Here is a 24,515-nt window from a genome sequence, read left to right as displayed (position 1 = left end):
CAGCAGGCTCGGCCGAAGAACGGCGCAGGCTCGCCGCCGGGCACACGTCCACTGGCGGGCCTCAGGCCCCGTCCTCGGCCAGCGCGGCCTCCACCAGTGCCACCCGCTCGGCCAGCGGCGCCGCCGGCACGTCCAACAGGGCGAAGCCGAACTCCCGGTAGCTGCGCCGGTGCACCCGCTCGAACTCCAGCGAGTCCGCGAAGCTGATCCGCCGGGCCGGGGTGGGCTCGCAGAAGCCCAGGTTGCGGACGAAGAACACGGTCGGCTGGTAGACCCGCTGGGTGGCGATCCGCTCCAGCTCGGCGCGCAGCGCCGGGGCCACCGGCAGGCCCAGGTACTCGGCCAGCGTGTAGGTGCACACCGGCGAGCGGTCGAAGAGCTGCACCGCCGCCGTGCCCGCGCCGAGCTGCCGCTCCCGCTGCACGGTCACCACCCGCTCGACGAACCCGGGCTCGGCCCACGGCTCGTCCACCCCGGCCGCCTGCCCCTCGGCGATCACGTCCGTCGCCGCCTCCTCGATCACGCTGTGCCCCCGTGCGGCCAGGGCGTGCAGCAGGGTGGTCTTCCCGGCACCGGGGGTGCCGGTGAGGATGAAACGGCGCATGGTGGCAACGGCTCCTCGGGGGACGGTGAGTGACGGTGGATCAGCGGCCGTGCCCCGCGCGGGAAGTGCGCGGAGCACGGCCGGAGGTGCTTGCTCAGCTCTGCGCCAGCACCGCCCGCAGGGCCGCACCGATCTCGGCGAGGCCGAGGGGGTTGGTCATGGAGTCGTGGGTGGTGTGGACTGGGGTGTCCATGATCATGCCGCTGTAGTACTTGCGCCAATTCCCCGACGTGGGAGCCTCGATGGGGCGGTCCTCGAAGGCGGTGAAGAAGAGCAGGTTCCCGTTGAACCGCCCCGGGGTCCAGTCGGAGAGAAGCCGGGCACTGCGCAGCAGGGTGCGGGTGAACACGTCGACCTGCTCGGTGCTGAGCATCGGCGCCAGTTCCAGCACCGACTCGCGGACCGACTCGGCCGTCGGCAGCGGCGATTCGATTCCAGGATAGCTGTCCAACACCGCGACCAGTGCCACCTGCTGGCCGGCCGCCTGCAGTTGGGTCGCCATCGCGTGCGCCACCGCGCCGCCGAAGGACCAGCCGAGCAGGTGGTACGGGCCGATCGGCTGGACCGCCCGGATCTGCTCGACGTACTCGGCGGCCATCGCCTCCACGCTCTGCGGCAGTCCGTCCTGCTCGCGCAGGTCGCGGGACTGCAGTGCGTAGAGCGGTCGGCCGTCGGTCAGTTGCTCGGCCAGGCCGCGGTACGACCAGCCGATGCCGTAACCGTGGTGCACGCAGAACAGCGGTGGCAGCCCGGTGTCGCCCTCGCGCAGCGCCAGCATCGGCGCGAACGGTTCGGCCAGGTCGCCCGGCCCGTTGAGCTGGCCGACGCCCAACCCGCCGGTCGTGTCGTCGACCGCCGGCAGGAAGCCCGCGCCGAGCCGGTCGGCCAGCCGTTCCACCGAGGAGGCCTCGAACAGGTCGCGCAGGTTCAGCTCCAGGCCGAGCTCGGTGCGCAGTTGCCCGACCAGTCGGGTGGCCAGCAGCGAGTGGCCGCCGAGGGCGAAGAAGTCCGCCTCCACCGGTACCGGTCCGCGGCCCAGTGCCTCCCCGAAGGCGGTGGCCAACTGCCGCTCCAGCTCACTCGCCGGGGCCCGGCCGACCTGGTCGGCCGACTCCGCGGGGGCGGGCAGGGCCTTGCGGTCGAGCTTGCCGTTCGGGGTCAGCGGCAGGGCCGGCAGCACCACCAGGGCGCTCGGCACCAGGTGGGCGGGCAGCCGCTCGGCCAGCTCCTTGCGCAGCAGTTCGGGATCCGGCCCGCCCGCCTCGCCCGGCACCAGGTAGCCGACCAGCCGCTTGTCGTCCGGCTGGTCCTCGCGGACCAGGACGGCGGCCTGGCCGACCTTCGGGTGCTCGACCAGTGCGGCCTCGATCTCGCCGAGTTCGATCCGGAAGCCGCGGACCTTGACCTGCTGGTCGGTGCGGCCGAGGTATTCGAGGTTGCCGGCCCGGTTCCAGCGGGCCAGGTCGCCGGTGCGGTACATCCGGGTGCCGGGGGAGAAGGGGTTGGCGACGAAGCGTTCGGCGGTCAGCCCCGGGCGGCCCAGGTAGCCGAGGGCGATGCCGTCGCCGGCCAGGTAGAGCTCGCCCGGCACCCCGACCGGCGTGGGCTTGAGGCCGGAGTCGAGCACGTAGGCCTGGGAGTTGGCGATCGGCCGGCCGATGGAGGGCGTTCCGGTGTCCGGGGCGTGCGGGGTGCTCATGGTGGCGCAGACGGTGGCCTCGGTGGGCCCGTACGCGTTGATCATGCGGCGTCCGGGCATCCAGCGGGGCACGAGAGCAGCCGGGCAGGCCTCGCCGGCGGTGGCCAGGGTGGTGATGGTGGGCAGGGAGTTGACCGGCAGGACGGCCAACACGGCCGGGGGCAGGGTCGCGTGGGTGATCCGCTGCTCGGCGGCGAGCTCGATCAGCGGGGTGCCGGGGGCGAGCCGCGCGGTCGGGGCCAGCACGGCGGTGGCACCCGTGAGCAGGGCCATGCAGAGTTCGGAGATCGCGGCGTCGAAGCTGGTGGAGGCGAACTGCAGGACCCGGCTGTCGGGTTCGACGGCGAAGCGCTCGATCTGACTGGTGGTCATGGCGGCCAGGCCGCGGTGCGGAACCAGCACGCCCTTGGGGCGTCCGGTGGAGCCGGAGGTGTAGATCACGTAGGCGGGATGGTCGGCGCGCAGCGGCGCCAGTCGCTCCGCATCGGTCAGGTTGCCGGCCGGCAGTTGGCTCAGCCGTCCGCTCAACTCCAGGTAGTCCAGCAGCAGTCGGGGCGCCGCGGCGGGCAGTGCGGTCTGCCAGTCGGTCAGCACCAGGGCGGGTGCGGAGTCCGCGAGCAGGTAGGCGATCCGCTCGCTCGGGTAGCCGGGGTCGACCGGCACGTAGGCCGCGCCGGCCTTCATGATCGCGAGCAGGGCGACCACGTAGGAGCTGGAGCGGGGCAGGGCCAGGGCGACCAGCCGGCCCGGGCCGATGCCCCGCTCCGTGACCAGGTGCCGGGCCAGCTGGTTGGACCGCTGGTTCAACTCGCGGTACGTCAGGGACTCGCGCTCGAAGGTGACCGCGATCCGGTCGGGGGTGCGGGCCGCCTGCGCCTCGAACAGGCGCGGCAGCGTCACCGCCGGCACCTCGTGCGCGCTCGCGCTCCAGTCCTGCAGCTGGGCGAGCTCCGCCCCGCTCAGCAGGTCGACCGAGCCGACCTTGCGCTCCGGGGCCTCGGCCACCGCGCACAGCACCCGCAGGAACCGTGCGGCGATCGACTCGGCGGTCCCCTGGTCGAACAGATCGGTCGAGTAGATCAGCTCGCCGCTCATGCCCGCGCCCGCGGCCGACTCGGTCAGGTCCAGCGACAGGTCGAATTTGGCCGCGGCGACCGGCCGGGGGAGTGCGGAGATCTCCAGCCCGGGCAGCTCGGCCGAGGCTCCGGCCGTGTTCTGCAGGGCCAGCATGACCTGGAAGAGCGGGTGGCGTGCCATCGAGCGGGCGGGGGCGAGGTCTTCGACCAGGCGCTCGAAGGGGACGTCCTGGTGCGCGAAGGCGGCCAGGCCGGACTCGCGGACGCGGGCCAGGAGTTCGGTGAAGCTGGGGTCACCGGTCAGGTCGGTGCGCAGCACCAGGGTGTTGACGAAGAAGCCGACCAGGTCGTCCATCGCCTCGTCGGTGCGACCCGCGACGGGCGTGCCGATCGGGATGTCGGTGCCCGCGCCCAGGCGGGAGAGCAGCACGGCCAGCGCCGCCTGCAGCACCATGAACAGCGTCACGCCTTCGGCGCGTGCCAACGCGGCCAGCCGGGTGTGCAGTTCGGCCGGGATGCGGAGCTGGACGGTGCCACCCCGGTGACCGGCGAGGGCCGGGCGCGGTCGGTCGGTCGGGAGGGCGAGTTCCTCCGGCAGGTCGGCCAGCGCAGTGCGCCAGTAGCCGAGTTGCTGCGCGAGGAGGCTGGTGGGGTCCGCGCCGTCGCCCAACAGCGTGCGCTGCCAGCCCGCGTAGTCGGCGTACTGGACCGGTAGGTCCATGAACTGGGGCGCCGTGCCGGCAAGTCGGGCGGTGTAGGCGGTGGAGAGGTCGCGGGTGAGCGGGGCGAGTGACCAGCCGTCGCCTGCGATGTGGTGCAGGATCAGGTGCAACTCGTGCTCGGTCTCGCCGAGCTGGTGCAGCCAGGCGTGCAGGGGAGGCGCGCTGTGCAGGTCGAAGACGGGGTCGGCCGGGGGGCGGCCGATGGTGAGCAGGGAGCCGATCGCCTCGGCCGTAAGCACCCGCTGCACGGGCTCGCCGTCCAGCACCGGGAAGACCGTGCGCAGCACCTCGTGCCGGGCCACCACGTCGTGCAGGGCCGCCTCCAGCGCCGCGACGTCGAGCGGGCCGGTCAGGCGCAGCGCGAGCGGGATGTTGTAGGTCGTGCTCGGGCCCTCCAACTCGCCGAGGAACCAGAGGCGTTGCTGAGCGAAGGAGAGCGGCACGCGCTCCGGGCGAGGGGTTGCGGTCAAGCGCGGACGGCGTGCGGTCCCGCCGTCGAGTCGCGCGGCCAGCGCGGCGACGGTCGGGGCCTCGAAGAGCGTGCGGATCGGCACCTCCACGTCGAGGACGGCGCGGATCCGGCTCACCAGGCGGGTGGCGAGCAGGGAGTGGCCGCCGAGCTCGAAGAAGCTGTCATCGATGCCGACGTGGGTGAGGCCGAGGATCTGCGCGAACAGCTCGCAGAGCAGTTCCTCCCGCGGGTTGCGCGGTGCCCGGCCCGAATCGGGTGCGAGCTCGGGGTCGGGGAGGGCGCGGCGGTCGAGCTTGCCGTTGACGGTCACCGGGAGGGCGTCGAGGACGACGTAGGCGGCCGGGATCATGTACTCGGGCAGGGTGCGGGCGAGGTGGGTGCGCAGGTCGGCGGTGTCGAGGTCGGCTGACGCCACGAGGTAGGCGACGAGCCGCTCTTCGCGGAGCAGGACGGCGGCCTGACCGACGTTGGGGTACGCGGTCAGTGCGGTCTCGATCTCGCCGAGTTCGATGCGGAAGCCGCGCAGTTTGACCTGGTCGTCGGTGCGGCCGAGGTATTCGAGTGCGCCGTCGTGGCTCCAGCGGGCGAGGTCGCCGGTGCGGTACATCCGCTGGCCGGGGGTGTGGGGGTTGGCGATGAAGCGCTCGGCGGTCAGGGCGGGGCGGTTGAGGTAGCCGCGCGCGAGCTGGACGCCGGCGAGGTAGAGCTCGCCGGGGACGCCGACGGGGGTGGGGTCGAGGTTGGCGTCCAGGACGTGGAGTTGGGTGTTCCAGACCGGGTGGCCGATGGGGACGGTGTCGGAGGGGGTGGCGCAGTCCCAGAAGGTGACGTCGACCGACGCCTCGGTGGGGCCGTACAGGTTGTGCAGACCGACGCCGGGCAGGGTGTCGCGGAACCGGTCCCGCAGATCGGCCGGCAGGGCCTCGCCGGAGCACATGACAGCGCGCAGTCCGGTGCAGTCGGCGGCCGCAGGCTCGGTGACGAACGCCTGGAGCATGGAGGGCACGAAGTGGGTGACCGTGATGCCCTGGGCCTGGATCAGCTCGGCCAGGTAGGCCGGGTCGCGGTGGCCGCCCGGACGGGCCATCACCAGGGTCGCGCCCTCCAGCAGTGGCCAGAAGAACTCCCAGACGCTGACGTCGAAACCGTACGGAGTCTTCTGCAGTACCCGGTCGGCGGGCGTGAGCCCGTACTCGGACTGCATCCACGCCAACCGGTTCACGATCCCCGCGTGCGGGACGACCACGCCCTTGGGCTTGCCGGTCGAACCCGAGGTGAAGATGACGTAGGCCGGGCTGCTGCCAGTGATGGCACGGTCCGTCAGCTCCGAGCTTTCGCGCTCACGCGAAACCTCGACGATCTCACGGGTCACCGGCTCGGCGGTCGCCGCCGACAGCAGGTACTCGATCCGCTCCGCCGGGAGCTCCGGGTCCACCGGCAGGTAAGCGCCGCCCGCCTTCACCACACCCAGCAGCGCCACGACCATCTCGACCGATCGCTCGATCACCACCGGCACGACCGACTCCGAGCCCACGCCGTGCTCCACGAGCAAGTGCGCCAGTTGGTTCGCGCGAGCGTTCAACTCCGCATACGTGACGGCCTCGTCCTCGAAGCGGACGGCGACCGCCTCCGGTGTCCGGGCCACCTGCGTCTCGAACAGCTCCGGGAGCGATCCCCCGGACCGCTCCACCACCGCGCCGTGCCGGCCGGCCAGCAACTCCCTTTGCTGGGAGGGCAGGACCTCGACGGCGGCCACCGGGGCCTGCGGCTCGTCCTCCAGCAGGGCGCACAGGCTCTCCAGCGCCGTGCGCACGAGCTCGCACACCGCGTCTGCGGCGATCGGTGCCATCGTCTGGGCGGTGAGCTGGAAACCCGAACCGAGGTCGTCCACCGAGAGGGTCAGCGGGTAGTTGGTCCGCTCCTGGTTGTGCAGCACGGTGATGCCACTGGGCCCGGCCTGCGCGGTGGCCGTCTCCGGGGCGGCGCTGTGCCGGTAGTTCAGCAGCGAGGTGAACAGCGGCGCTCCGCCGCCGATCCCACTGGCCTGCTGGGCGAGGGCGAGCGGGGCGTGCTCGTGCACCAGCAGGTCGGCGAGCTGGGTGCGCAGGCCGTGCAGGGCCGCGGCGACCGGGACGCGGCCGGCGTTCACCCGGATCGGCAGGGAGTTGATGAAGAGGCCGGGCACCCGGTCTGCGCCGGTGCCGGCGTTCATCCGGCCGAACAGCACGGTGCCGAAGACCACGTCGTCGCGGCCGGAGGTCGCGGCGACCATGCGGGCGAAGGCGAGGTGGAAGAGCGCGGCCGGGCTGACGCCGAGTCGGCGGGCGCTCTCGCGCAGGCGGACGGCCAGCGCCGGGTCGACCGTGGTGCGGAACTCGGCGACGGTGGTGGCGTCGCCGTGGGCGTCCAGCACCCCGTACGGCGCGGTCGGTTCGGTGACATCGCCGAGCAGGTTCGCGAAGTAGCGTTCGTGCTCCTCGGCGGGCATGCCCAGTCGGGCCTGGGCGACGAAGTCACGGTACGGGAGCGGTGCCGGGAGCTGGGCCGGGTCGCCGTCGAGGATCGTGCAGATCTCGGAGAGCAGCACCTCCAGCGCGGTGTGGTCGAGCACCAGGTGATGCTGACGGATCAGCAGCAGCCACTTGCCGGTGCCGGGCTCGGCGGCCGTGCGAGTGTGCAGCAGCGGCGCCCGGGTGAGGTCCATCGGGGCGCGGCCGTCGACGGTGAGCTGGGCCACCGGGTCTCCGGCAGCCGGGTCCAACTCGACCGTTTCGACCTTGAGTTCGGCGTGCCGGGCGACCACCTGGACGGGCTGGTCGAGGCCTTCGTGGAGGATCGCGGTGCGCAGCACGTCGTGGCGGTCCACGACGAGTTGGAGGGCGTGCTGGAAGGCGTCGAGCCGGGCGCGCGAGTCGAAGCGCAGCACGGTCGGCATGACGTAGACGTCCTCGCCGCCTGCGGTGAGCAGGTGGTGGAAGAGGATCCCCTCCTGGAGCGGGGCGAGCGGGTAGATGTCGGCGATGTTGGCCGCGCCGCCCGGGAACTCGGCGACGATGCGGGCGAGTTCGCCGGCCGTCAGGTCGGCCAGCGGCAGCATCTCGGGCGTCAGCTCGGTTGCGCCGGCCGGGATCAGGTTCGGCGGCACGACGACGTCGTGGGCAGCGGGCGCGGTCGCGCCGGCCAGGCCGGCCACGGTCGGGGTGGCGAACAGCGCACGCACGTTCAGTTGCACACCACTGGCCCGGAGTTGCTCGACCAGGGTGACGGCGAGGAGGGAGTGGCCGCCGAGTTCGAAGAAGTTGTCGTCCAGGCCGACCCGGTCCAGCCTGAGGACCTCGGCGAAGGCGGCGCAGAGCAGTTCCTCGTGCGCGGTGGCCGGAGCGCGGTAACCGGCACCGGAGGCGAGCTCGGGGTCGGGGAGGGCGCGTCGGTCGAGTTTGCCGTTGACGGTCACCGGGAGGGCGTCGAGGACGACGTAGGCGGTCGGGACCATGTACTCGGGCAGGGTGCGGGCGAGGTGGGTGCGCACGTCGGCCGTGTCGAGGTCGGAGGGGGCGACCAGGTAGGCGACCAGCCGGTCTTCGCGGAGCAGGACGGCGGCTTGGCCGACCTTCGGGTGCTCACCCAGTGCGGCCTCGATCTCGCCGAGTTCGATGCGGAAGCCGCGCAGCTTGACCTGGTCGTCGGTACGACCGAGGTACTCCAGTGCGCCGTCGCGGTTCCAGCGGGCCAGGTCGCCGGTGCGGTACATCCGCTGGCCGGGGGCGTGCGGGTTGGCGACGAAGCGCTCGGCCGTCAGGCCGGGGCGGCCCAGGTAGCCGAGGGCGATGCCGTCGCCGGCCAGGTAGAGCTCGCCCGGCACTCCGATCGGCGTGGGCCTGAGACCTGGGTCGAGGACGTAGGTCTGGGCGTTGGTGATGGGACGGCCGATCGGGGGAGCGCCGGTGCCCGGGGCGAGCGGGTCGCTCATGGTGGCGCAGACGGTGGCCTCGGTGGGTCCGTAGGCGTTGATCATGCGTCGGCCGGGCGCCCAGCGGGTGACGAGGGCAGCCGGGCAGGCCTCGCCTGCGGTGGCCAGGACCGTGACGGTGGGCAGGGCATCGGCCGGGAGGACGGTCAACACGGCTGGAGGTAGGGTGACGTGGGTGACGCGCTGTTCGGCAGCGAGCTCGATGAGCGGGTTTCCCGGGGCGAGTCGTGCGGCGGGGGCGAGAACGGCGGTGGCGCCCGCGAGCAGGGCCATGCAGAGTTCGGAGACTGCGGCGTCGAAGCTGGTGGAGGCGAACTGCAGGACCCGGCTGTCGGGTTGGACGGCGAAGCGCTCGATCTGACTGGTGGTCAAGCCGGCCAGGCCGCGGTGCGGGACTATGACACCCTTGGGGCGTCCGGTGGAGCCGGAGGTGTAGATGACGTAGGCGGGATGGTCGGTGTGCAGCGGCTCCAGGCGCTCCGCACCGGTCAGGTTGGTGCCCGGTAGTTCGCTCAGCTCCAGGGAGTCCACGAGCAGTTGGGGCGCCGAGCTGGGCAGTGTGGCGTGCCGGTCGGTCAGCACCAGGGCGGGCGCGGAATCGGCGAGCAGATAGGCGATCCGCTCGCTCGGGTAACCGGGGTCCACCGGCACGAAGGCCGCGCCGGCCTTCAGGACCGCGAGCATGGCAACCACGTAGGAGCTGGATCGGGGCAGGGCCAAGGCCACCCGGTGACCTACGCCGATACCCCGCTCCGTCACCAGGTGACGTGCCAACTGATTGGCTTCACTGTTCAACTGGCGGTACGTCAGAGACATGCCTTCGAAGGTGATCGCCACCGCGTCCGGCGTTCGCTCGACCTGGGCTTCGAACAGGTCCGGCAGTGTTCCGGCCGCTACTGTCTGCCCCGTGGAGTTCCACGATTCCAGCAGTGCGACCTCGGCCTCGCCCAGGATGTCGACCGAGTCGACCTTCCGCTGCGGAGCCGCGACCACCGCATCCAGCACCCGTATGAACCGCTCGGCGATCGCCTCGGCGGACGCCTGGTCGAACAGGTCGGTGGAGTAGGTAAGTTCGCCCACCAGACCGGTGCCTTCTGCGGGCTCGCCGAGCGTGAACGAGAGGTCGAATCGTGCTGCTTCCGGGCCCACGGGGAAGAGTGAGACGTCGAGGCCGGCCAGTTCCAGCGTGGCGCGCTGGTTGTTCTGCAGGGCCAGCATCACCTGGAAGAGCGGGTGGCGGGCCATCGAGCGGGTGGCGGAGAGTTCCTCGACCAGGCGCTCGAACGGGACGTCCTGGTGGGCGAACGCGTCGAGCCCCGAGTTCCGGACCCGGCCCAGCAGTTCGGTGAAGGTCGGGTCACCGGCCAGGTCGGTGCGCAGCACCAGCATGTTGACGAAGAAGCCGACCAGCTCGTCCAGGGCCTCGTCGGTGCGTCCGGCGATGGGGGTGCCGATCGGGATGTCGGTGCCGGCGCCGAGGCGGGAGAGCAGCACGGCCAGTGCCGCCTGCAGGACCATGAACACCGTCACACTCTCGGCTCGCGCCAACTCCACCAGGCGGGCGTGCAGTTGTGCCGGAACGGCGAGTTCGACCGAGCCGCTCACGTGACCGGCGACGGCCGGGCGCGGTCGGTCGGTCGGCAGGGCCAGTTCCTCCGGGAGGTCGGACAGTGTCGTGCGCCAGTAGTCGAGCTGGCGTGCGAGTTCGCTGTCTGGGTCGGCTGTCTCGCCCAGCAGTTCGCGCTGCCAGAGTGCGTAGTCCGTGTACTGCACCGGCAGTGGCGCCCACTGCGGTGCCGCATCACCCAGCCGGGCCTCGTAAGCAGTCGACAGGTCCCGGGCCAGTGGGGCGAGTGACCAGCCGTCGCCCGCGATGTGGTGGACCACGACCAGCAGTACGTGGTCCAGCTCGCTGCGGGTGAAGAGTGAGGCCCGCAGCGGGAGTTCGGTGGTGAGGTCGAAGGGGCGTCGGATGGTCGCGGTGAACGCCTGCTCGTCGAAGGTGGAGAGACTCAGCAGCGGAGCTGCGGGGTCGACCGTGAGGATCTGCTGCACCGGCCGGCCGTCCACCACGCCGAAGGTGGTGCGCAGTACCTCGTGCCGGGTCACCACGTCGTGCAGTGCCGCGTCGAGTGCGGCTGCGTCGATCGGGCCGGAAAGGCACAGTGCCATCGGGGAGTTGTAGGTGGCGTTGGGCCCCTCCAACTCGTTGAGGAACCAGAGGCGTTGCTGGGCGAAGGACAGCGGCAGCAGTTCGGGTCGCTCGGCGGCGACCAGGGCCGGGCGCTCGCTGGTCGCGCCGTCCAGGTGCTCGGCGAGGGCAGCGACAGTCGGCGCCTCGAAGACCAGCCGGATCGGCAGGTCGACGCCGAGCACGGTACGCACCCGACCGGCCAGCCTAGTGGCGAGCAGGGAGTGCCCGCCCAGCTCGAAGAAGTCGTCGTCCACACCCACCCGCGCCAGACCCAGCACCTCGGCGAAGGCGGCGCACAGGAGTTCCTCGCGCACCGTCGCCGGAGCTCGGTAACCGGCACCGGGTGCGAGCTCGGGGTCGGGGAGGGCGCGTCGGTCGAGTTTGCCGTTGACGGTCACCGGGAGGGCGTCGAGGACGACGTAGGCGGCCGGGATCATGTACTCGGGCAGGGTGCGGGCGAGGTGGGTGCGCAGGTCGGCGGTGTCGAGGTCGGCGGGTGCGACGAGGTAGGCGACGAGCCGCTCTTCGCGGAGCAGGACGGCGGCCTGGCCGACGTTGGGGTACGCGGTCAGTGCGGTCTCGATCTCGCCGAGTTCGATGCGGAAGCCGCGCAGTTTGACCTGGTCGTCGGTGCGGCCGAGGTATTCGAGTGCGCCGTCGTGGTTCCAGCGGGCGAGGTCGCCGGTGCGGTACATCCGCTCGCCCGGGGAGTACGGGTTGGCGACGAAGCGCTCGGCGGTCAGGCCGGGGCGGCCGAGGTAGCCGCGCGCGAGCTGGGCGCCGGCGAGGTAGAGCTCGCCCGGTACTCCGTTCGGTACCGGTGCGAGGGCGGGGTCCAGCACGTAGACCTGGGTGTTCCACACGGGGGCACCGATGGGGACGGTGTCGGAGGGGGTGGCGCAGTCCCAGGAGGTGACGTCGACCGATGCCTCAGTGGGGCCGTAGAGGTTGTGCAGGCCCACGCCGGGGAGCAGCCGCAGGAACTGGTCGCGCAGGTCGGCGGGCAGGGCTTCGCCGGAGCACATGACGGCGCGCAGGCCGGTGCAGGCGGCGGCGCCGGGCTCGGTGACGAAGGACTGGAGCATGGAGGGCACGAAGTGGGTGACCGTGATGCCCTCGGCCTGGATCAGCTCGGCGAGGTAGGCGGGGTCGCGGTGGCCGCCGGGGCGGGCCACGACGAGGGTGGCGCCCTCCAGCAGCGGCCAGAAGAACTCCCAGACGCTGACGTCGAATCCGAACGGGGTCTTCTGCAGTACCCGGTCCTCGGCGGTCAGGCCGTACTCGGACTGCATCCAAGCCAGGCGGTTCACGATGCCCGCGTGCGGAACGACCACGCCCTTGGGTCTGCCCGTGGAGCCGGACGTGAAGATGACGTAGGCCGGGCTCGCACCCGTGATGCCACGGTCCGTCAGGTTCGAGTCGTCACCCGATCGCGAGAGTTCGACGGTTTCGAGCGTCACCGGCTCGGCGGTCGCCGCCGACAGCAGGTACTCGATCCGCTCGGCGGGCAGTTCCGGGTCGACCGGCAGGTACGCGCCGCCGGCCTTCACGACGCCGAGCAGCGCCACGACCATCTCGACCGAACGCTTCAGCACCACCGGCACGACCGACTCCGCACCCACGCCACGCTCCACCAAGTGGCGTGCCAGTCGGTTCGCCCGGCTGTCGAGTTCCGCGTAGCTGAGCGCCGTATCCTCGAACCGGACCGCGACCGCGTCCGGCGTCCGCGCCGCCTGGGCCTCGAACAGCTCGGGCAGCGTTCCCGGCGGCACCTGTGCTGCGGTGTTGTTCCGCTCCGTCAGGATCCGGTGCCGCTCCTCGTCGTCGAGCAGGTCGATCGAACCGAGCCGGGCTTCCGGCCCGGCCGCCGCGACGGTGGCCAGCAGGCGGCGGTACCGATGGGCGTGCGCGGCTACCTCGGCCGCGTCGTAGAGCGCCGGGTTGGCGTCCACGACGAGTCTGACGCCGTCACCGGACTGCCGGTCGTAGAGCAGGAAGTTGAGGTCGTTCACCTGGCCGCTGGTCAGATTGTGCACGGTGGTGCGGTGGCCGCCGATGGTCAGGTCGTAGTCGAAGGTCATCAGGTTGACGGACGGACCCACCAGCGGGCCGGTGCCGGGCAGTTCGCGCCGCATCTCCTCAAGGCGGTACCGCTGGTGGCGCAGCGCGGTGCGGGCGGTGGCGCTCACCTGCTTGGCCAGTGCGGCCAGGCCCGCTCCGGGCTGGATGGATATCCGCAGCGGCAGCATGTTGGCGAACTGGCCGCATGCCGTGCGGGCCACCCGTCCGGCCCGGCCGGTGACCGGGAGTCCGAGCACGACCTCGGTCGTGGCGGTGAGCCGGGCGGTGTAGAGGGCGGCTGCCGCGATCATCAGCACCGAGCGGCTGACGCCCAGTCGGCGGGCGGCCGCGTGCAGGGTCTGGGCTTCGGCAGCATCGAGGACCAGCTCGTGCCGCAGGTGGGTGTGTGAGGGCATGGCGTGCCCGGCCGCCAGCAGGGCCGGCTCCGGGTGGTCGGCCAGCGTGGCCAGCCAGAACTCGCGGTCGGAGCGGTACTGGTCGCTGTTCCGGTAGGCGGCTTCGTCCTCGATCAGTTCGGCGAAGGTCGGTACAACGGCAGCCTGGTCGGGCTCGCGGCCCTCAAGTTCCGCGGCGTAGAGCTCGGGCATCCGGTTGGCGGCCAGCACGGCGCTGTAGCCGTCGGCTGCCGCGTGGTGCACCCGTTGGGACCAGAGCCAGTGGTCGGGGCCGAGTCGGAAGAGGATCGTTCGGTAGGGTCGGCCGTGCTGGAGGTCGAGCACCTTGGACAGCTCTGCGCGTGCGTGGGCGAGAGCGGTGGCCAATGGGTCGTCGGCCGTGCTCACGTCCAAGAGCTGGATCTGGTCGTCGGAGGCCGGGAGCAGCCTCTGGACGGTCTCACCGTCGACCGTCTCGAACCGGAGCCGCAACGCCTGGAACTCCTCCATCAGCCGGCGGATGGCGGCGAGGAAGAGCTCGGGCACGACCGCGCCGTGGATCTCGATGCACTCCGAGATCTGGATGGCGGGGTTCTCCGGGGCGAGCTGCTGGGCCAGCCACATGCCGGATTGCCCGGCGGTGAGCGGCCAGTTCACGGTCTTCGGGTCGGACATGGATTTCTGAGCTCCGGTTCGTGCGCGGGGCAGGGAGGCCGTGCGCGGTGGTGGCTTTACCTGGGCTTGAGGGCCCGGTCACGCTACATGATGTTGATCAACGTGCTGTGATGACCAGAGGTGACCGATACCGGGGTCTGGCGTACCGATGAAGTCCAGCCAAACGTTCGCCGGAAAAGCAGTTGTCGGGGTGAGGTTTCTGATCGTCAGAAACCTCACAGGTTGCCCGGCAAATCCGACATCAGTGGTCAAACGGCAGCCATTTGACGATCATTTTGAGCCAGGTCGTAGGCAAACCGGGCCGCCGCACCGGCGTGAGCTCGCCGTTCTGTCATTGTCCGGAACTCGATCACTCAGGGTTTCGTGATGATTCTCCACGGCAACGACGCCCCCAGGGACCGCCGTGGTATTTGACGAATCGTCAACTACAGCCTCAAGTAACGCCGGTGGCTGCCCCAACGGGTCCGGTGGACCGTACAATCGAGGGGTGAACAGCCCCCGTGGCCCCTACCGGAAGACCCTGGCGAAGCGTCGTCAGATCATCGAGGCCGCCCTGGCCGCCTATGCCGAGGCGGGCAGTAGGGGGGTCTCGGTTCGTGACATAGCGCAACGGGCCGGCCTGACCGACGCCGGGGTGCTGCACCATTTCGGCAGCCGCGAGGCCCTGCTGACGGCGGCTCTGGAGGCGCGGTTCGCCTCGGGCGCGCAGGACACCCAGGACGGTGGGACGGTGCGGCGGGCCACCCCCGGCATGGTGCGGCTGTTCGCCGAGGTGGCCGCGGCGGCGGCCGGGCCGGACCAGCCCGCGCACGCCTTCCTGCAGGGCCGCAATCGGGAGGTGCGGGAGCGGGCGGCGCGCACGCTCGCGGTCTCCGGGGAGGCGGCGGCGGAGCCGGGCGGCGCGGTGCCGAGCCCGGTGGACCCGGCCTGGGCGGCGCGGATCCTGCTGGCGGCCAAGGACGGCCTCCAGTTGCAGTGGCTGGTCGAGCCCGAGCTCGACCTGGCCGGCGACCTGGCGGCGCTGACCGAGGTGCTGGCGGCCGTGCTCGGCGGGCGCGGCCCGGAACTCCTGGCCACCCCGGCGGGATGACGCGGGGTCACTGGCTAGGATGTGTTGCCATGACCATGATCGTGCACCTGACCTCCGGGGCGAACGCCGCCTGGGTCAGGCGCGCCCGCAGCCGCCCGGTCGGCCGCCACGGTGGCGGCGGCCCGAGCCCTCAGACCGCCCGCCCGGGCGTCAGCCAGAGCGCCTCGGCGCTCGCGCACAACTCGCCGTCCCGGGTCAGGATCGCGCTGCCGACCAGGTGCTTGCGCCCGGAGCTGGTGACCGGCCAGCCGAGGACCAGGTGCTCGACGCCGATCCGGACCGGGCGCAGCACGGTGGCGGCGAGCGAGGCGGTCACGGTCTGCACCGGCGCACCGCCGAACAGCCGGGAGACCCAGCCGCCGGGGCAGTCCAGCCCGGCCCAGACCAGCTCGACGGGCAACTCCTCGGCATCCGGGGCGAGCTGCGGGTCGGGGGTCCACAGGGCCACCGACTGGGAGGCCTCGGGCAGCGGCGCGAAGAGCTGGCGCAGGCCCCGCCCGATCGGGCGGCCCGTGTTGCAGGCGAAGCAGTCGCCGCCGTTCAGCGGGCCGTCGGCGGCCTGCCGGCGCACCGCCCGCTCGGCCTCGCGCCACTCGGGCACCCGCTCGGGCACCCGCTCGGGCGCCCGGACCGGCTCGCACGGCCGGGCGGTGGCCAACGCTCCGCTCCCGTCTGCGAGTTCGCGGGTGCCGTGGCCGGCGTCGCGCAGCTCCACGGGGCGGCCGACGGGGGTGGGCCGGCGGAACGAGACCTTGGCGGGCAGCCCGGGGAACTCCCGGGCCAGCAGGCCCGCCAGGTAGCCGCCGAAGGCCACCCCGGGGAAGCCGTACGCGTGCCCCGGCACGGTGATCGACCGCACCCGTCCGGTCGTGCTGACCTCCGCCACGGTCGCCCTCCCCAGTCCTCGCGCTCCGGCCGCCGCTCGGGCCCGGGCGCCATCCTGCCAAATGTGCGGCGCTGACGGTGTGTCGGCCGTCACGAACGGGGCTCCGGGTGCGCTCAGGGGCAGTCGACCACCTGGCCGGCCCAGGACAGGCCGCCGCCGAAGCTGAGCAGCAGCACCGGTGCGCCGGCGGGCAGTTCGCGCCGCTCGACCAGTTTGGCGAGCGCCAGCGGCACCGAGGCGGCCGAGGTGTTGCCGGACTCCACCACGTCCCGCGCCACCACCGCGTCGTCGGCGAGCCCGAGTTGGCGCACCAGCGCCTCGATGATCCGCAGGTTGGCCTGGTGCGTCACCACCCCGGCCAGCTCGTTCGGGGCCACCCCGGCCCGCTCGCAGGCGGCCAGCGCGATCGCGGGCAGCTCGGTGGTGGCCCAGCGGAAGACGGTCTGGCCGTCCTGCGCGAACCGCGGGTGCCAGTCGTCCAGCAGGCGCACGGCCTGACCCCGGGTCGGGTCGGAGCCCCAGACCACCGGCCCGACGCCCGGCCCGACGCCCGGCTCGGAGACCGCGCTGAGCACGGCCGCGCCGGCTCCGTCGCCGAGCAGCACGCAGCTGCTCCGGTCGGTCCAGTCGGTCAGGTCCGACATCTTCTCGGCGCCGATCACCAGCGCGTGCCGGGCCGCGCCCGCCCGTACCGAGTGGTCGGCGGCGGCGAGCGCGGTGCAGAAGCCGGCGCAGCCGTTGTTCAGGTCGTAGGCGACGGCGTCCGGGATGCCGAGCCGACCGGCCACCTGGGCGGCGGTGGAGGGACAGCGGTCGATCGCGCTGCAGGTCGCGACGGTGACCAGGCCGATCTCGGCCGGCGCCAGGCCGGCGGCGGCGAGCGCCTTGGCGGCCGCGGCGGTGGCCAGGTCGGCCACCGTCTCGTGCTCGGCGGCGATCCGGCGGGTGGCGATGCCGGTGCGCCGGCGGATCCAGTCGTCGCTGGTGTCCACCATCCGCGCCAGATCGTCGTTGGTCAGCACCCGCGACGGCTGGTAGTGGCCCATGGCGGTGATGCGGGAACCCGGCACGGCGGTCCTCCTCGGCTCGGCAAGCACTGAAGCGGTGAAGCGGTGAAGCGGTGCTCCGGAATATAGCAACCGATCGATCGGAAGCTAAATGGCGCCCGGGCCGATACCATCGACCCCATGAGCCCACGCAAGTCCGCCGCCGAGGCCCGCCTCACCCGGCAGCGCATCATCGAACGCAGCGTCGCGATCGCCTCGGTGGAGGGCCTGGAAGGCCTGACCATCGGTCGGCTGGCCGGCGACCTGGAGATGAGCAAGGCGGGTGTGCTCGGCCACTTCGGCACCAAGGAGGCGCTGCAACTGGCCGCCCTGGACGGCGCCGCCGACCTCTTCGGACAGCTGGTCTGGCAGCCTGCGGCCGATGCCCCGCCCGGGCTCGCCCGCCTGCGCGCCGTCTGCGCCGGCTGGGCCGACTACCTGGTCCGCGAGCGCGGCGCCTTCCCCGGCGGCTGCCTGTTCACCACGGCGGCCGTCGAGTTCGACGCCCGGCCCGGAGCGCTGCACGACGCCGTCGCCCGGCTCTACGCGCACTGGCGCGCCCGCCTGGTCGCCGACCTGCGCACCGCCGTCGAACTCGGCGAACTGCCCCGTGACGCCGACCCCGAGCAGCTCGCCTTCGAACTGCTCGGCGCCTACTTCGCGCTCAACCACACCCTCCAGCTGCACGCCGACCCGACCGCCGTCGAGCGCACCCGCCGGGCCGTGGACCGCCTGCTCACTGGTTGATCCTCCAGTCCGCACCCCGCCCTTCGGTGATCGCCACCACTCGTGGCGCCCGGCGCCGCGTTGCTTCAATCACGGCATCAGTTCGGCGAAAAGAGCAGGTGGACGTGGACCTGAACACCGTGGTGGAGCTGCGCGACGCGCGGTCGAGGGAGACTTGGCGCCCGGGTGACGCCTGGCTCGGCGGGGGCACCTACCTGTTCTCCGAGCCGCAACCGCACCTGCGCCGGCTGATCGACCTGAGCCGCACCGGCTGGCCGCCGCTCACCGAGACGCCCGACGGCGGCCTGGAGATCGCCGCCACCTGCACCGTCGCCCAGCTCTTCCGCCACCCGCTGAACCGGCCGGCCGCGGTCCTGGTCGAGCAGTGCTGCCACGCGTTCCTGGCCTCCTGGAAGATCTGGAACATGGCCACCATCGGCGGCAACCTGTGCAACTCGCTGCCGGCCGGGCCGATGATCTCGCTGGCCGCCGCGCTGGACGGGGTCTGCCGGCTGGTGGCCCAGTCCGGCGCCGTCCGCGAGGTGCCGGTCGCCGAGTTCGTCACCGGCGCGGGCCGCAACGTGCTGCGCCCGGGCGAGCTGCTGCGCGCGGTCACCCTGCCGGCCCGCGCGCTGGACTCCCGCACCGCCTTCCGGCAGGCCTCGCTCTACGGCCTCGGCCGCTCCGGAGCGCTGCTGATCGGGCGGCGCGACCCGCAGGACGACTCCTGCACGCTCACCCTCACCGCCTCCACCGTGCGGCCGATCCAGCTGCGCTTCCCGTTCCCGCCCAACGCCGAGGCGGTGCGCGAGGCGGTCGAGTTCGGCGTGCGCCCCGAGGAGTACTTCGACGACATCCACGGACTCCCGCAGTGGCGGCGGCACATGACCTTCCGCTTCGCCGAGGAGATCCGCCGCGAACTCATGGAGGAGGACCGATGAGCTTCCGGATCCGGGTCAACCAGCAGGACTTCGACGCCGAGCCGCGCCCCGGCCAGTGCCTGCGCACCTACCTGCGGGACCGCGGCTGGTTCGGCGTCAAGAAGGGCTGCGACGCGGGCGACTGCGGGGCCTGCACCGTGCAGGTGGACGGCGAGCCGGTGCACAGCTGCCTCTACCCGGCACTGCGGGCCGAGGGCCGCTCGGTCACCACCGTCGAGGGCCTGGCCAGCCCGGAGGGCGAACTGCACCCGATGCAGCAGCGGTTCGTGGACGCCCAGGGCTTCCAGTGCGGCTTCTGCACGGCCGGCTTCCTGATGACCACCAGTGCTCTGACTGAGCGTCAGCTGACGGACCTGCCCCGGTCGTTGAAGGGCAACCTGTGCCGCTGCACCGGTTACCGGGCGATCGAGGACGCGATCTGCGGCGTGCGGCACACCGAACTGCCCGAGGCCGGGCAGGCGGTGGGCCGCAGCCTGGGCGCGCCGGCCGGCCCGCAGGTGGTCACCGGCACCGCGCGCTACACCTTCGACATCGAGGTGGACGGGCTGCTGCACATGAAGCTGCTGCGCTCCCCGCACCCGCACGCCCGGATCCGCTCGATCGACACCTCCGCCGCCCTGCGGGTGCCCGGGGTGCACGCCGTGTTCACCCACCACGACGCCCCCGAGCGGCTCTACTCCTCCGCCCGGCACGAGCACCCCACCGAGGACCCGGACGACACCCGGGTGCTGGACGACGTGGTCCGGTTCGCCGGCCAGCGGGTGGCCGCCGTGGTGGCCGACAGCGAGGGTGCGGCCGAGGAGGGCTGCCGGCGGATCATCGTCGACTACGAGGTGCTGCCGTTCGTGCTCGACCCCGAGGAGGCGATGACCCCCGGCGCCCCGGTGATCCACGCCAAGGGCCCCGAATCCCGGATCGCCCGCGCCGAGGCCAACGTCTGCGGCGAGGCGCACGGCGAGATGGGCGACGTGGCCCAGGGCTTCGCCGAGGCCGACCTGGTGTACGAGGAGACCTTCCAGACCCAGCGGGTGCAGCACGCCAGCCTGGAGACGCACGGCTGCGTCGTCTACTTCGAGCCGGCCCTCGACGAGGAAGGGGTCGAGACCGGCGAGGACCGGATCGTGGTGCGCTCCAGCACCCAGGTGCCGTTCCTGACCCGGCGCGCGCTCTGCGCCCTGTACGACCTGCCGATGGAGAAGGTCCGGGTGGTCGCCGGCCGGGTCGGCGGCGGCTTCGGCGGCAAGCAGGAGATGCTCACCGAGGACATCGCGGTGCTCGCCGCGATGAAGCTGCACCGGCCGGTGAAGCTGGAGTTCACCCGCCCCGAGCAGTTCTACGGCGCCACCACCCGGCACCCGTTCAAGATCACGGTGAAGCTCGGCGCCAAGTCCGACGGCACCCTGACGGCCATTCAGTTCCGGGTGGTCTCCAACACCGGCGCGTACGGCAACCACGGTCCGGCGGTGATGTTCCACAGCATCGGCGAGTCGATGGGCGTCTACCGGGCGCCGCACAAGAAGGTCAACGCCTACTCGGTGTACACCAACGGCGTGCCCGCCGGCGCGTTCCGCGGCTACGGACTCGGCCAGGTCACCTTCGCGATCGAGTCGGCGATGGACGAACTGGCCCGCCGGCTCGACCTCGACCCGCTGGTGCTGCGCGAGAAGAACATCATCGGCCCCGGCGAGCACATGGAGGGACCGCTCGGCGAGGAGGAGGACCTGCACATCGCCAGCTACGGCCTCGACCAGTGCCTCGACGTGGTCCGTAACGCCCTCGCCGACGACACCAGCGCCGAACTCGCCCCCGAGGGCTGGCTGGTGGGCCAGGGCTTCGCGATGTCGGCGATCGCCTGCGGCCCGCCCGGCGGCCACATCGCGGACGCCACCGTGCAGTTGCTGGAGGACGGCAGCTACGACATCGCGGTGGGCACCGCCGAGTTCGGCAACGGCACCACCACCGTGCACAAGCAGATCACCGCGGGCGCGCTCGGCACCACGGTCGACCGGATCGCCATCCGGCAGTCCGACACCGACGTGGTCAAGCACGACACCGGTGCCTTCGGTTCGGCGGGCACGGTGGTGGCGGGCAAGGCCGTGATGAAGGCGGCCAACGCGCTCGCCGAGCGGATCGTCTCCTTCACCGCCGAGTACGCCCGCACCTCGCGCAGCCAACTGCGCCTCACCGCCGACTCGGTGGAGTGCGAGGGCCGGCTGATCCCGCTCAAGGAGGTCTTCGAGGCCGCGCGCGCCAAGGGCGTCGAGCTGAAGGCCGACGGCTACTTCGGCGGCTCGCCCCGGTCGATCGCCTTCAACTCGCAGTGGTTCCGGATCGCCGTCGACCCGGACTCCGGCGAGATGAGGATCCTGCGCAGCGTGCACGGCGCCGACGCCGGCCGGGTGATGAACCCGATGCAGTGCCGCGGCCAGGTCGAGGGCGGGGTGGCCCAGGCGCTCGGCGCCACCCTGTTCGAGCAGGTGCTGATGGACGACGCCGGCCAGATCACCACCGCCGCCTTCCGCCGCTACCGGCTGCCGGCCTTCGCCGACGTGCCGCGCACCGAAGTGCACTTCTCCGAGACCTCCGACGCGATCGGCCCGCTGGGCGCCAAGTCGATGAGCGAGAGCCCGTTCAACCCCGTCCCGCCCGCCTTCGCCAACGCGCTGCGCGACGCCACCGGCGTGCGCTTCACCGAGGCCCCGTTCCTGCGCGACAAGGTCTGGCAGGCGATCGAGCGGCACCGGGCGCAGGCGAACCGGCGCCGGGCGGACACGAAGCAGCCCGGCACTCGGGGATAGCTTCTGCACCGAGCGCGAACCACCTGGTCAACCCCTTCTCAGGCGGACCCGGGAGTCCTAGGATCGCTCGCACCTCGGGGTCGGCGCCGTCCCCCGACCGGTCACCGACCGGTGGCGCCGGCCCCGATCACCCGAGGAGCCTCCATGGTCACCACCGCGACCCCGCCCCTGGAACAGCAGCCGGCGCCACGCTCGCTGGACGACGTCCCCGGCTGGTTCTGGCCGATCGACCAGCAGCTGTTCGCCTGGCTGCTGGAGCGGCAGAGCGCCGCCGGAGTCAGCGGCGACCTGCTGGAACTCGGCAGCTACCTGGGCCGCAGCGCCATCCTGATGGGCCGCTACCTGCGGCCCGGCGAGCAGTTCACGGTCTGCGACCTGTTCGACTCGCAGGCGCCCGACGGCGAGAACGCCGCCGAGATGGCGATGTCCTACCGCAAGACGCTCACCAGGTCCGCCTTCGAGCGCAACTACCTGGCCTTCCACAGCACCCTGCCCACCATCGTGCAGGCGCCCACCTCGGTGCTCGGCGACGACCGGATAGCCGCCGGCAGCTGCCGGTTCGTGCACATCGACGCCTCGCACCTGTACGAGCACGTCGCGGTGGACATCCGCACCGCGAAGCGGGCGCTCGGGCCCGGCGGCGTGGTGGTGCTCGACGACTTCCGCTCCCCGCACACCCCCGGCGTGGCCGCCGCCACCTGGGAGGCGGTCTTCCGGCACGGCCTGCACCCGATCTGCGTCACCCCGGAGAAGCTCTACGGCACCTGGGACGACCCGGAGCCGCTGCAGACCGGCCTGCTGGGCCTGGGCGGCGACGCCGAGGACTGCTACCTGGACGTGGACCAGGTGGCCGGGCGCCGACTGGTCCGGCTCTCCGGGCGCGGCGTGGCCAAGCTGCTGCCCGCGACCGTGCCGACACCCCGGCCCCAAGGGCCCTCGGCGGCCCGGCGGTTGGCCAAGGAACTGCTGCCGCCGGTCGCGGTCCGCGCACTGCGCAAGGCCCGGCCCCGCTGAGGGCCCGCGGGCCCGTGGGCCGACGCCGCCCCCCATTCGCCGGTCGGTCTAAGGTCGAACCGCGCGGAGCCCGCCGGGCGCCGGACCCCACGAAGGAGCGACCTTGGACACCTTCCTCGCCGACCTGTTCTCGCTCAAGGGCCGCACCGCCCTGGTCACCGGCGGCAGCTCCGGCATCGGACGGGCCATCGCCGAGGCGCTCTGCAGAGCCGGCGCACGGGTGCTGCTGGCCGCCCGCAGCGAGGACCAACTGGAGGAAACGGCAGCCGACTTCCGAGCCTTCGGCGGCGAGGTCGACTGGATCCGGGCCGACCTGGCCACCCGCGACGGGGTCCGCGAGCTGATCGGGCAGGCCGACGCCCGGCACGGCTCGGTGGACGTCCTGGTCAACTCCGCCGGCATCAACCTGCGCCCGCCGATGGACGAACTCAGCGAGAGCGACTGGGACGTCACCATGGCCGTCAACCTCGACGCGCCCTTCCTGCTCGGCCAGCACTACGGGCCCGCGATGGCCGCGCGCGGCTGGGGCCGGATCATCAACGTCGGCTCCCAGCAGACCATCCGCGCCTTCGGCAACAGCGGCGCCTACGGCGTCTCCAAGGCGGCGATCGCCGCGCTCACCCGCTCCCAGGCCGAGGCCTGGTCGGCCGCCGGGGTGTGCGCCAACGCGATCGCGCCGGGCTTCGTGCAGACCCCGCTGACCGAGCCGGTCTTCCGCGACCCGGCCCGGGTGGCGGCGCTGGCCGCCCGCACCATGACGGGCCGCAACGGCGAACAGGCCGACTTCACCGGCATCGCGCTCTTCCTGGCCGGCGACGCCTGCGCCTACGTCACCGGCCAGACGATCTTCGTGGACGGCGGCTTTTCGGCGACCTGACGGGCCGTCGACCCACCCGGCCGGCCCGGTGCGGGGCGTGTCCGTTTCGTTCAAGACCGGCGGCCGGGTGCGCGGCTAGCGTGGCGATCATGACAGTCACCGTGGAACCCCGCATCGACCTGATCGGCCTGGTCGTCGCCGACATGGCGGCCTCGCTCGCCTTCTACCGCCGGCTCGGCCTGGAGCTGGCGCCCGAAGCGGACGGCGAGCCGCACGTCGAGGTCAAGCTCCCCGGCGGGCTCCGGCTCGCCTGGGACACCGAGGAGACCGTGCGCTCCTTCGACCCGCAGTGGTCGCCGCCGCAGGGCGGGCACCGGGTCGCGCTCGCCTTCGACTGCGGCACCCCGGCCGGGGTGGACCAGCTCTACGCCGAGCTGACCGCCGACGGCCACCACGGCCACCTGGCACCTTGGGACGCCTTCTGGGGCCAGCGTTACGCCGTGCTGCACGACCCGGACGGGAACCCGGCCGAGCTCTTCGCGGGCCTCGCCTGATCCAACCCGACCCGACCCGGCTCAGCCGTCGGCCAGCAGCCGGGTCAGCGGGACGCCGGTCAGCGCCCGGACCTCGCGGGCGAGGTGCGCCTGGTCGGCGTAGCCCGTCCCGGCGGCGACCTCGGCGAACGGGCGGCCCGCCCGGGCCCGGTCCAGCGCCCGGCCGAGCCGCAGCACCCGCTCCAGCGTCTTCGCGCCGTAACCGAACGAGGCCAGGCAGTGGCGGCGCAGCTGCCGCTCGCTGAGCGCCAGTTCGGCGGCGATCGCGGCCACCGGCCGGCCCCGGCGCACCGCGCGCAGCACCGCCTCGGGCACCGCCTGCGGGCGCAGCGGGCCCGCCGCGACCGCAAGCCGCTCCAGGGCGGCGGCGGGATCGGGCGCGGCCCACACGCGCTCGGTCAGCTCGGCCGCGCGCCCGGGCCACAGCGCCTCCAGCGGCACCCGCTGGTCCGTCAGCTCGCTGGCCGGCAGGCCCAGGACCAGCGGAGCGGTGCCGGGCGCGAAGCGCAGGCCCAGGTAGCGGTCGCCGGCCCGCCCCGGCACCAGGTGGGCGGTGGTGTCGGGGCCGGCCACCAGCAGCTCCCGGCCGGTCCAGATCAGGTCCATGCAGCCGTCCGGCAGCACCCGCGCCGGGCCGGTCGCGGCCCGCTCGCGCTGCTGGGACCAGAGCACCGCGCCCGGCACCGCCGTCGACCGCCACTCGCTGTACACCCTGCCATTGTGCTACTTCCGCTCTCCCGGAGCCCGGGGCTGACGCGGTGTCAGCGATCTGTCA

General features: G+C 72.6%; 12 protein-coding genes. 7 read left to right on the top strand and 5 right to left on the bottom strand.

Annotated features, from left to right (window positions below; translation table 11 throughout):
* Positions 1–61 precede the first annotated feature (61 nt).
* Together FHX73_RS33435 and FHX73_RS47400 are read right to left on the bottom strand one after the other, a co-directional pair.
* Positions 62–604 (bottom strand): AAA family ATPase, encoded by a 543-nt coding sequence (locus FHX73_RS33435; RefSeq protein ID WP_145909696.1) that lies wholly within the window; start codon positions 602–604, stop codon positions 62–64.
* Between the two features lie 94 nt (positions 605–698).
* Entirely contained in the window at positions 699–13,868 is a 13,170-nt protein-coding gene (locus FHX73_RS47400) for a non-ribosomal peptide synthetase (protein WP_145909695.1), read from the bottom strand.
* A gap of 487 nt (positions 13,869–14,355) precedes the next feature.
* Between FHX73_RS47400 and FHX73_RS33425 the strand changes: the two genes are divergently transcribed.
* On the top strand, positions 14,356–14,958 hold the full coding sequence (locus FHX73_RS33425) for a TetR/AcrR family transcriptional regulator (RefSeq protein WP_170305189.1): 603 nt from the start codon (positions 14,356–14,358) through the stop codon (positions 14,956–14,958).
* Positions 14,959–15,088: 130 nt separating this feature from the next.
* Here the strand turns inward: FHX73_RS33425 and FHX73_RS33420 are convergent, their stop codons facing one another.
* On the bottom strand, positions 15,089–15,844 hold the full coding sequence (locus FHX73_RS33420; protein WP_145909693.1) for a hypothetical protein: 756 nt from the start codon (positions 15,842–15,844) through the stop codon (positions 15,089–15,091).
* 113 nt (positions 15,845–15,957) lie between these two features.
* Positions 15,958–16,914 (bottom strand): beta-ketoacyl-ACP synthase III, encoded by a 957-nt coding sequence (locus tag FHX73_RS33415; RefSeq protein WP_145909692.1) that lies wholly within the window; start codon positions 16,912–16,914, stop codon positions 15,958–15,960.
* 117 nt (positions 16,915–17,031) lie between these two features.
* On the opposite strand from FHX73_RS33415, the gene FHX73_RS33410 reads away from it, so the two are divergent.
* The 6 genes from FHX73_RS33410 (at position 17,032) to FHX73_RS33385 (ending at position 23,740) form a co-directional block, all read left to right on the top strand.
* On the top strand, positions 17,032–17,637 hold the full coding sequence (locus tag FHX73_RS33410; protein ID WP_145909691.1) for a TetR/AcrR family transcriptional regulator: 606 nt from the start codon (positions 17,032–17,034) through the stop codon (positions 17,635–17,637).
* A 104-nt stretch (positions 17,638–17,741) separates the two neighbouring features.
* Positions 17,742–18,557: an FAD binding domain-containing protein gene (locus tag FHX73_RS33405; RefSeq protein ID WP_145909690.1), complete on the top strand. Its 816-nt coding sequence runs from the start codon at positions 17,742–17,744 to the stop codon at positions 18,555–18,557.
* Complete coding sequence (locus FHX73_RS33400; RefSeq protein WP_145909689.1) at positions 18,554–21,355, top strand: molybdopterin-dependent oxidoreductase; 2,802 nt, start codon at positions 18,554–18,556, stop codon at positions 21,353–21,355. The genes FHX73_RS33405 and FHX73_RS33400 overlap by 4 nt, the downstream gene beginning before the upstream one ends.
* 144 nt (positions 21,356–21,499) lie before the next feature.
* Positions 21,500–22,369 carry a class I SAM-dependent methyltransferase gene (locus FHX73_RS33395; RefSeq protein WP_145909688.1) on the top strand — a complete coding sequence of 290 codons (870 nt, stop codon included), beginning with the start codon at positions 21,500–21,502 and terminating at the stop codon, positions 22,367–22,369.
* A gap of 103 nt (positions 22,370–22,472) precedes the next feature.
* Positions 22,473–23,246 (top strand): SDR family NAD(P)-dependent oxidoreductase, encoded by a 774-nt coding sequence (locus FHX73_RS33390; RefSeq protein ID WP_145909687.1) that lies wholly within the window; start codon positions 22,473–22,475, stop codon positions 23,244–23,246.
* Between the two features lie 89 nt (positions 23,247–23,335).
* Complete coding sequence (locus FHX73_RS33385; protein ID WP_425461462.1) at positions 23,336–23,740, top strand: VOC family protein; 405 nt, start codon at positions 23,336–23,338, stop codon at positions 23,738–23,740.
* 21 nt (positions 23,741–23,761) lie between these two features.
* Here FHX73_RS33385 and FHX73_RS33380 read toward each other — a convergent pair whose 3' ends face one another.
* A complete protein-coding gene (locus FHX73_RS33380) occupies positions 23,762–24,451 on the bottom strand; it encodes a helix-turn-helix domain-containing protein (RefSeq protein ID WP_246214034.1) in 690 nt (229 codons plus the stop codon).
* Positions 24,452–24,515 lie beyond the last annotated feature (64 nt).

It is taken from the genome of Kitasatospora viridis (genome assembly GCF_007829815.1).
GTDB lineage: Bacteria > Actinomycetota > Actinomycetes > Streptomycetales > Streptomycetaceae > Kitasatospora > Kitasatospora viridis.
Note: the sequence above shows the minus strand (reverse complement) of the source record. Positions and strands in the feature narration are given on the sequence as shown.

What these genes read in the sequence shown, in the direction of transcription:
- FHX73_RS33385 (WP_425461462.1), top strand. Translation starts at nt 23,336, where the DNA reads ATGACAGTCACCGTGGAACCCCGCATCGACCTGATCGGCCTGGTCGTC.
- FHX73_RS47400 (WP_145909695.1), bottom strand. Translation starts at nt 13,868, where the DNA reads ATGTCCGACCCGAAGACCGTGAACTGGCCGCTCACCGCCGGGCAATCC.
- FHX73_RS33400 (WP_145909689.1), top strand. Translation starts at nt 18,554, where the DNA reads ATGAGCTTCCGGATCCGGGTCAACCAGCAGGACTTCGACGCCGAGCCG.
- FHX73_RS33395 (WP_145909688.1), top strand. Translation starts at nt 21,500, where the DNA reads ATGGTCACCACCGCGACCCCGCCCCTGGAACAGCAGCCGGCGCCACGC.
- FHX73_RS33410 (WP_145909691.1), top strand. Translation starts at nt 17,032, where the DNA reads ATGAGCCCACGCAAGTCCGCCGCCGAGGCCCGCCTCACCCGGCAGCGC.
- FHX73_RS33435 (WP_145909696.1), bottom strand. Translation starts at nt 604, where the DNA reads ATGCGCCGTTTCATCCTCACCGGCACCCCCGGTGCCGGGAAGACCACC.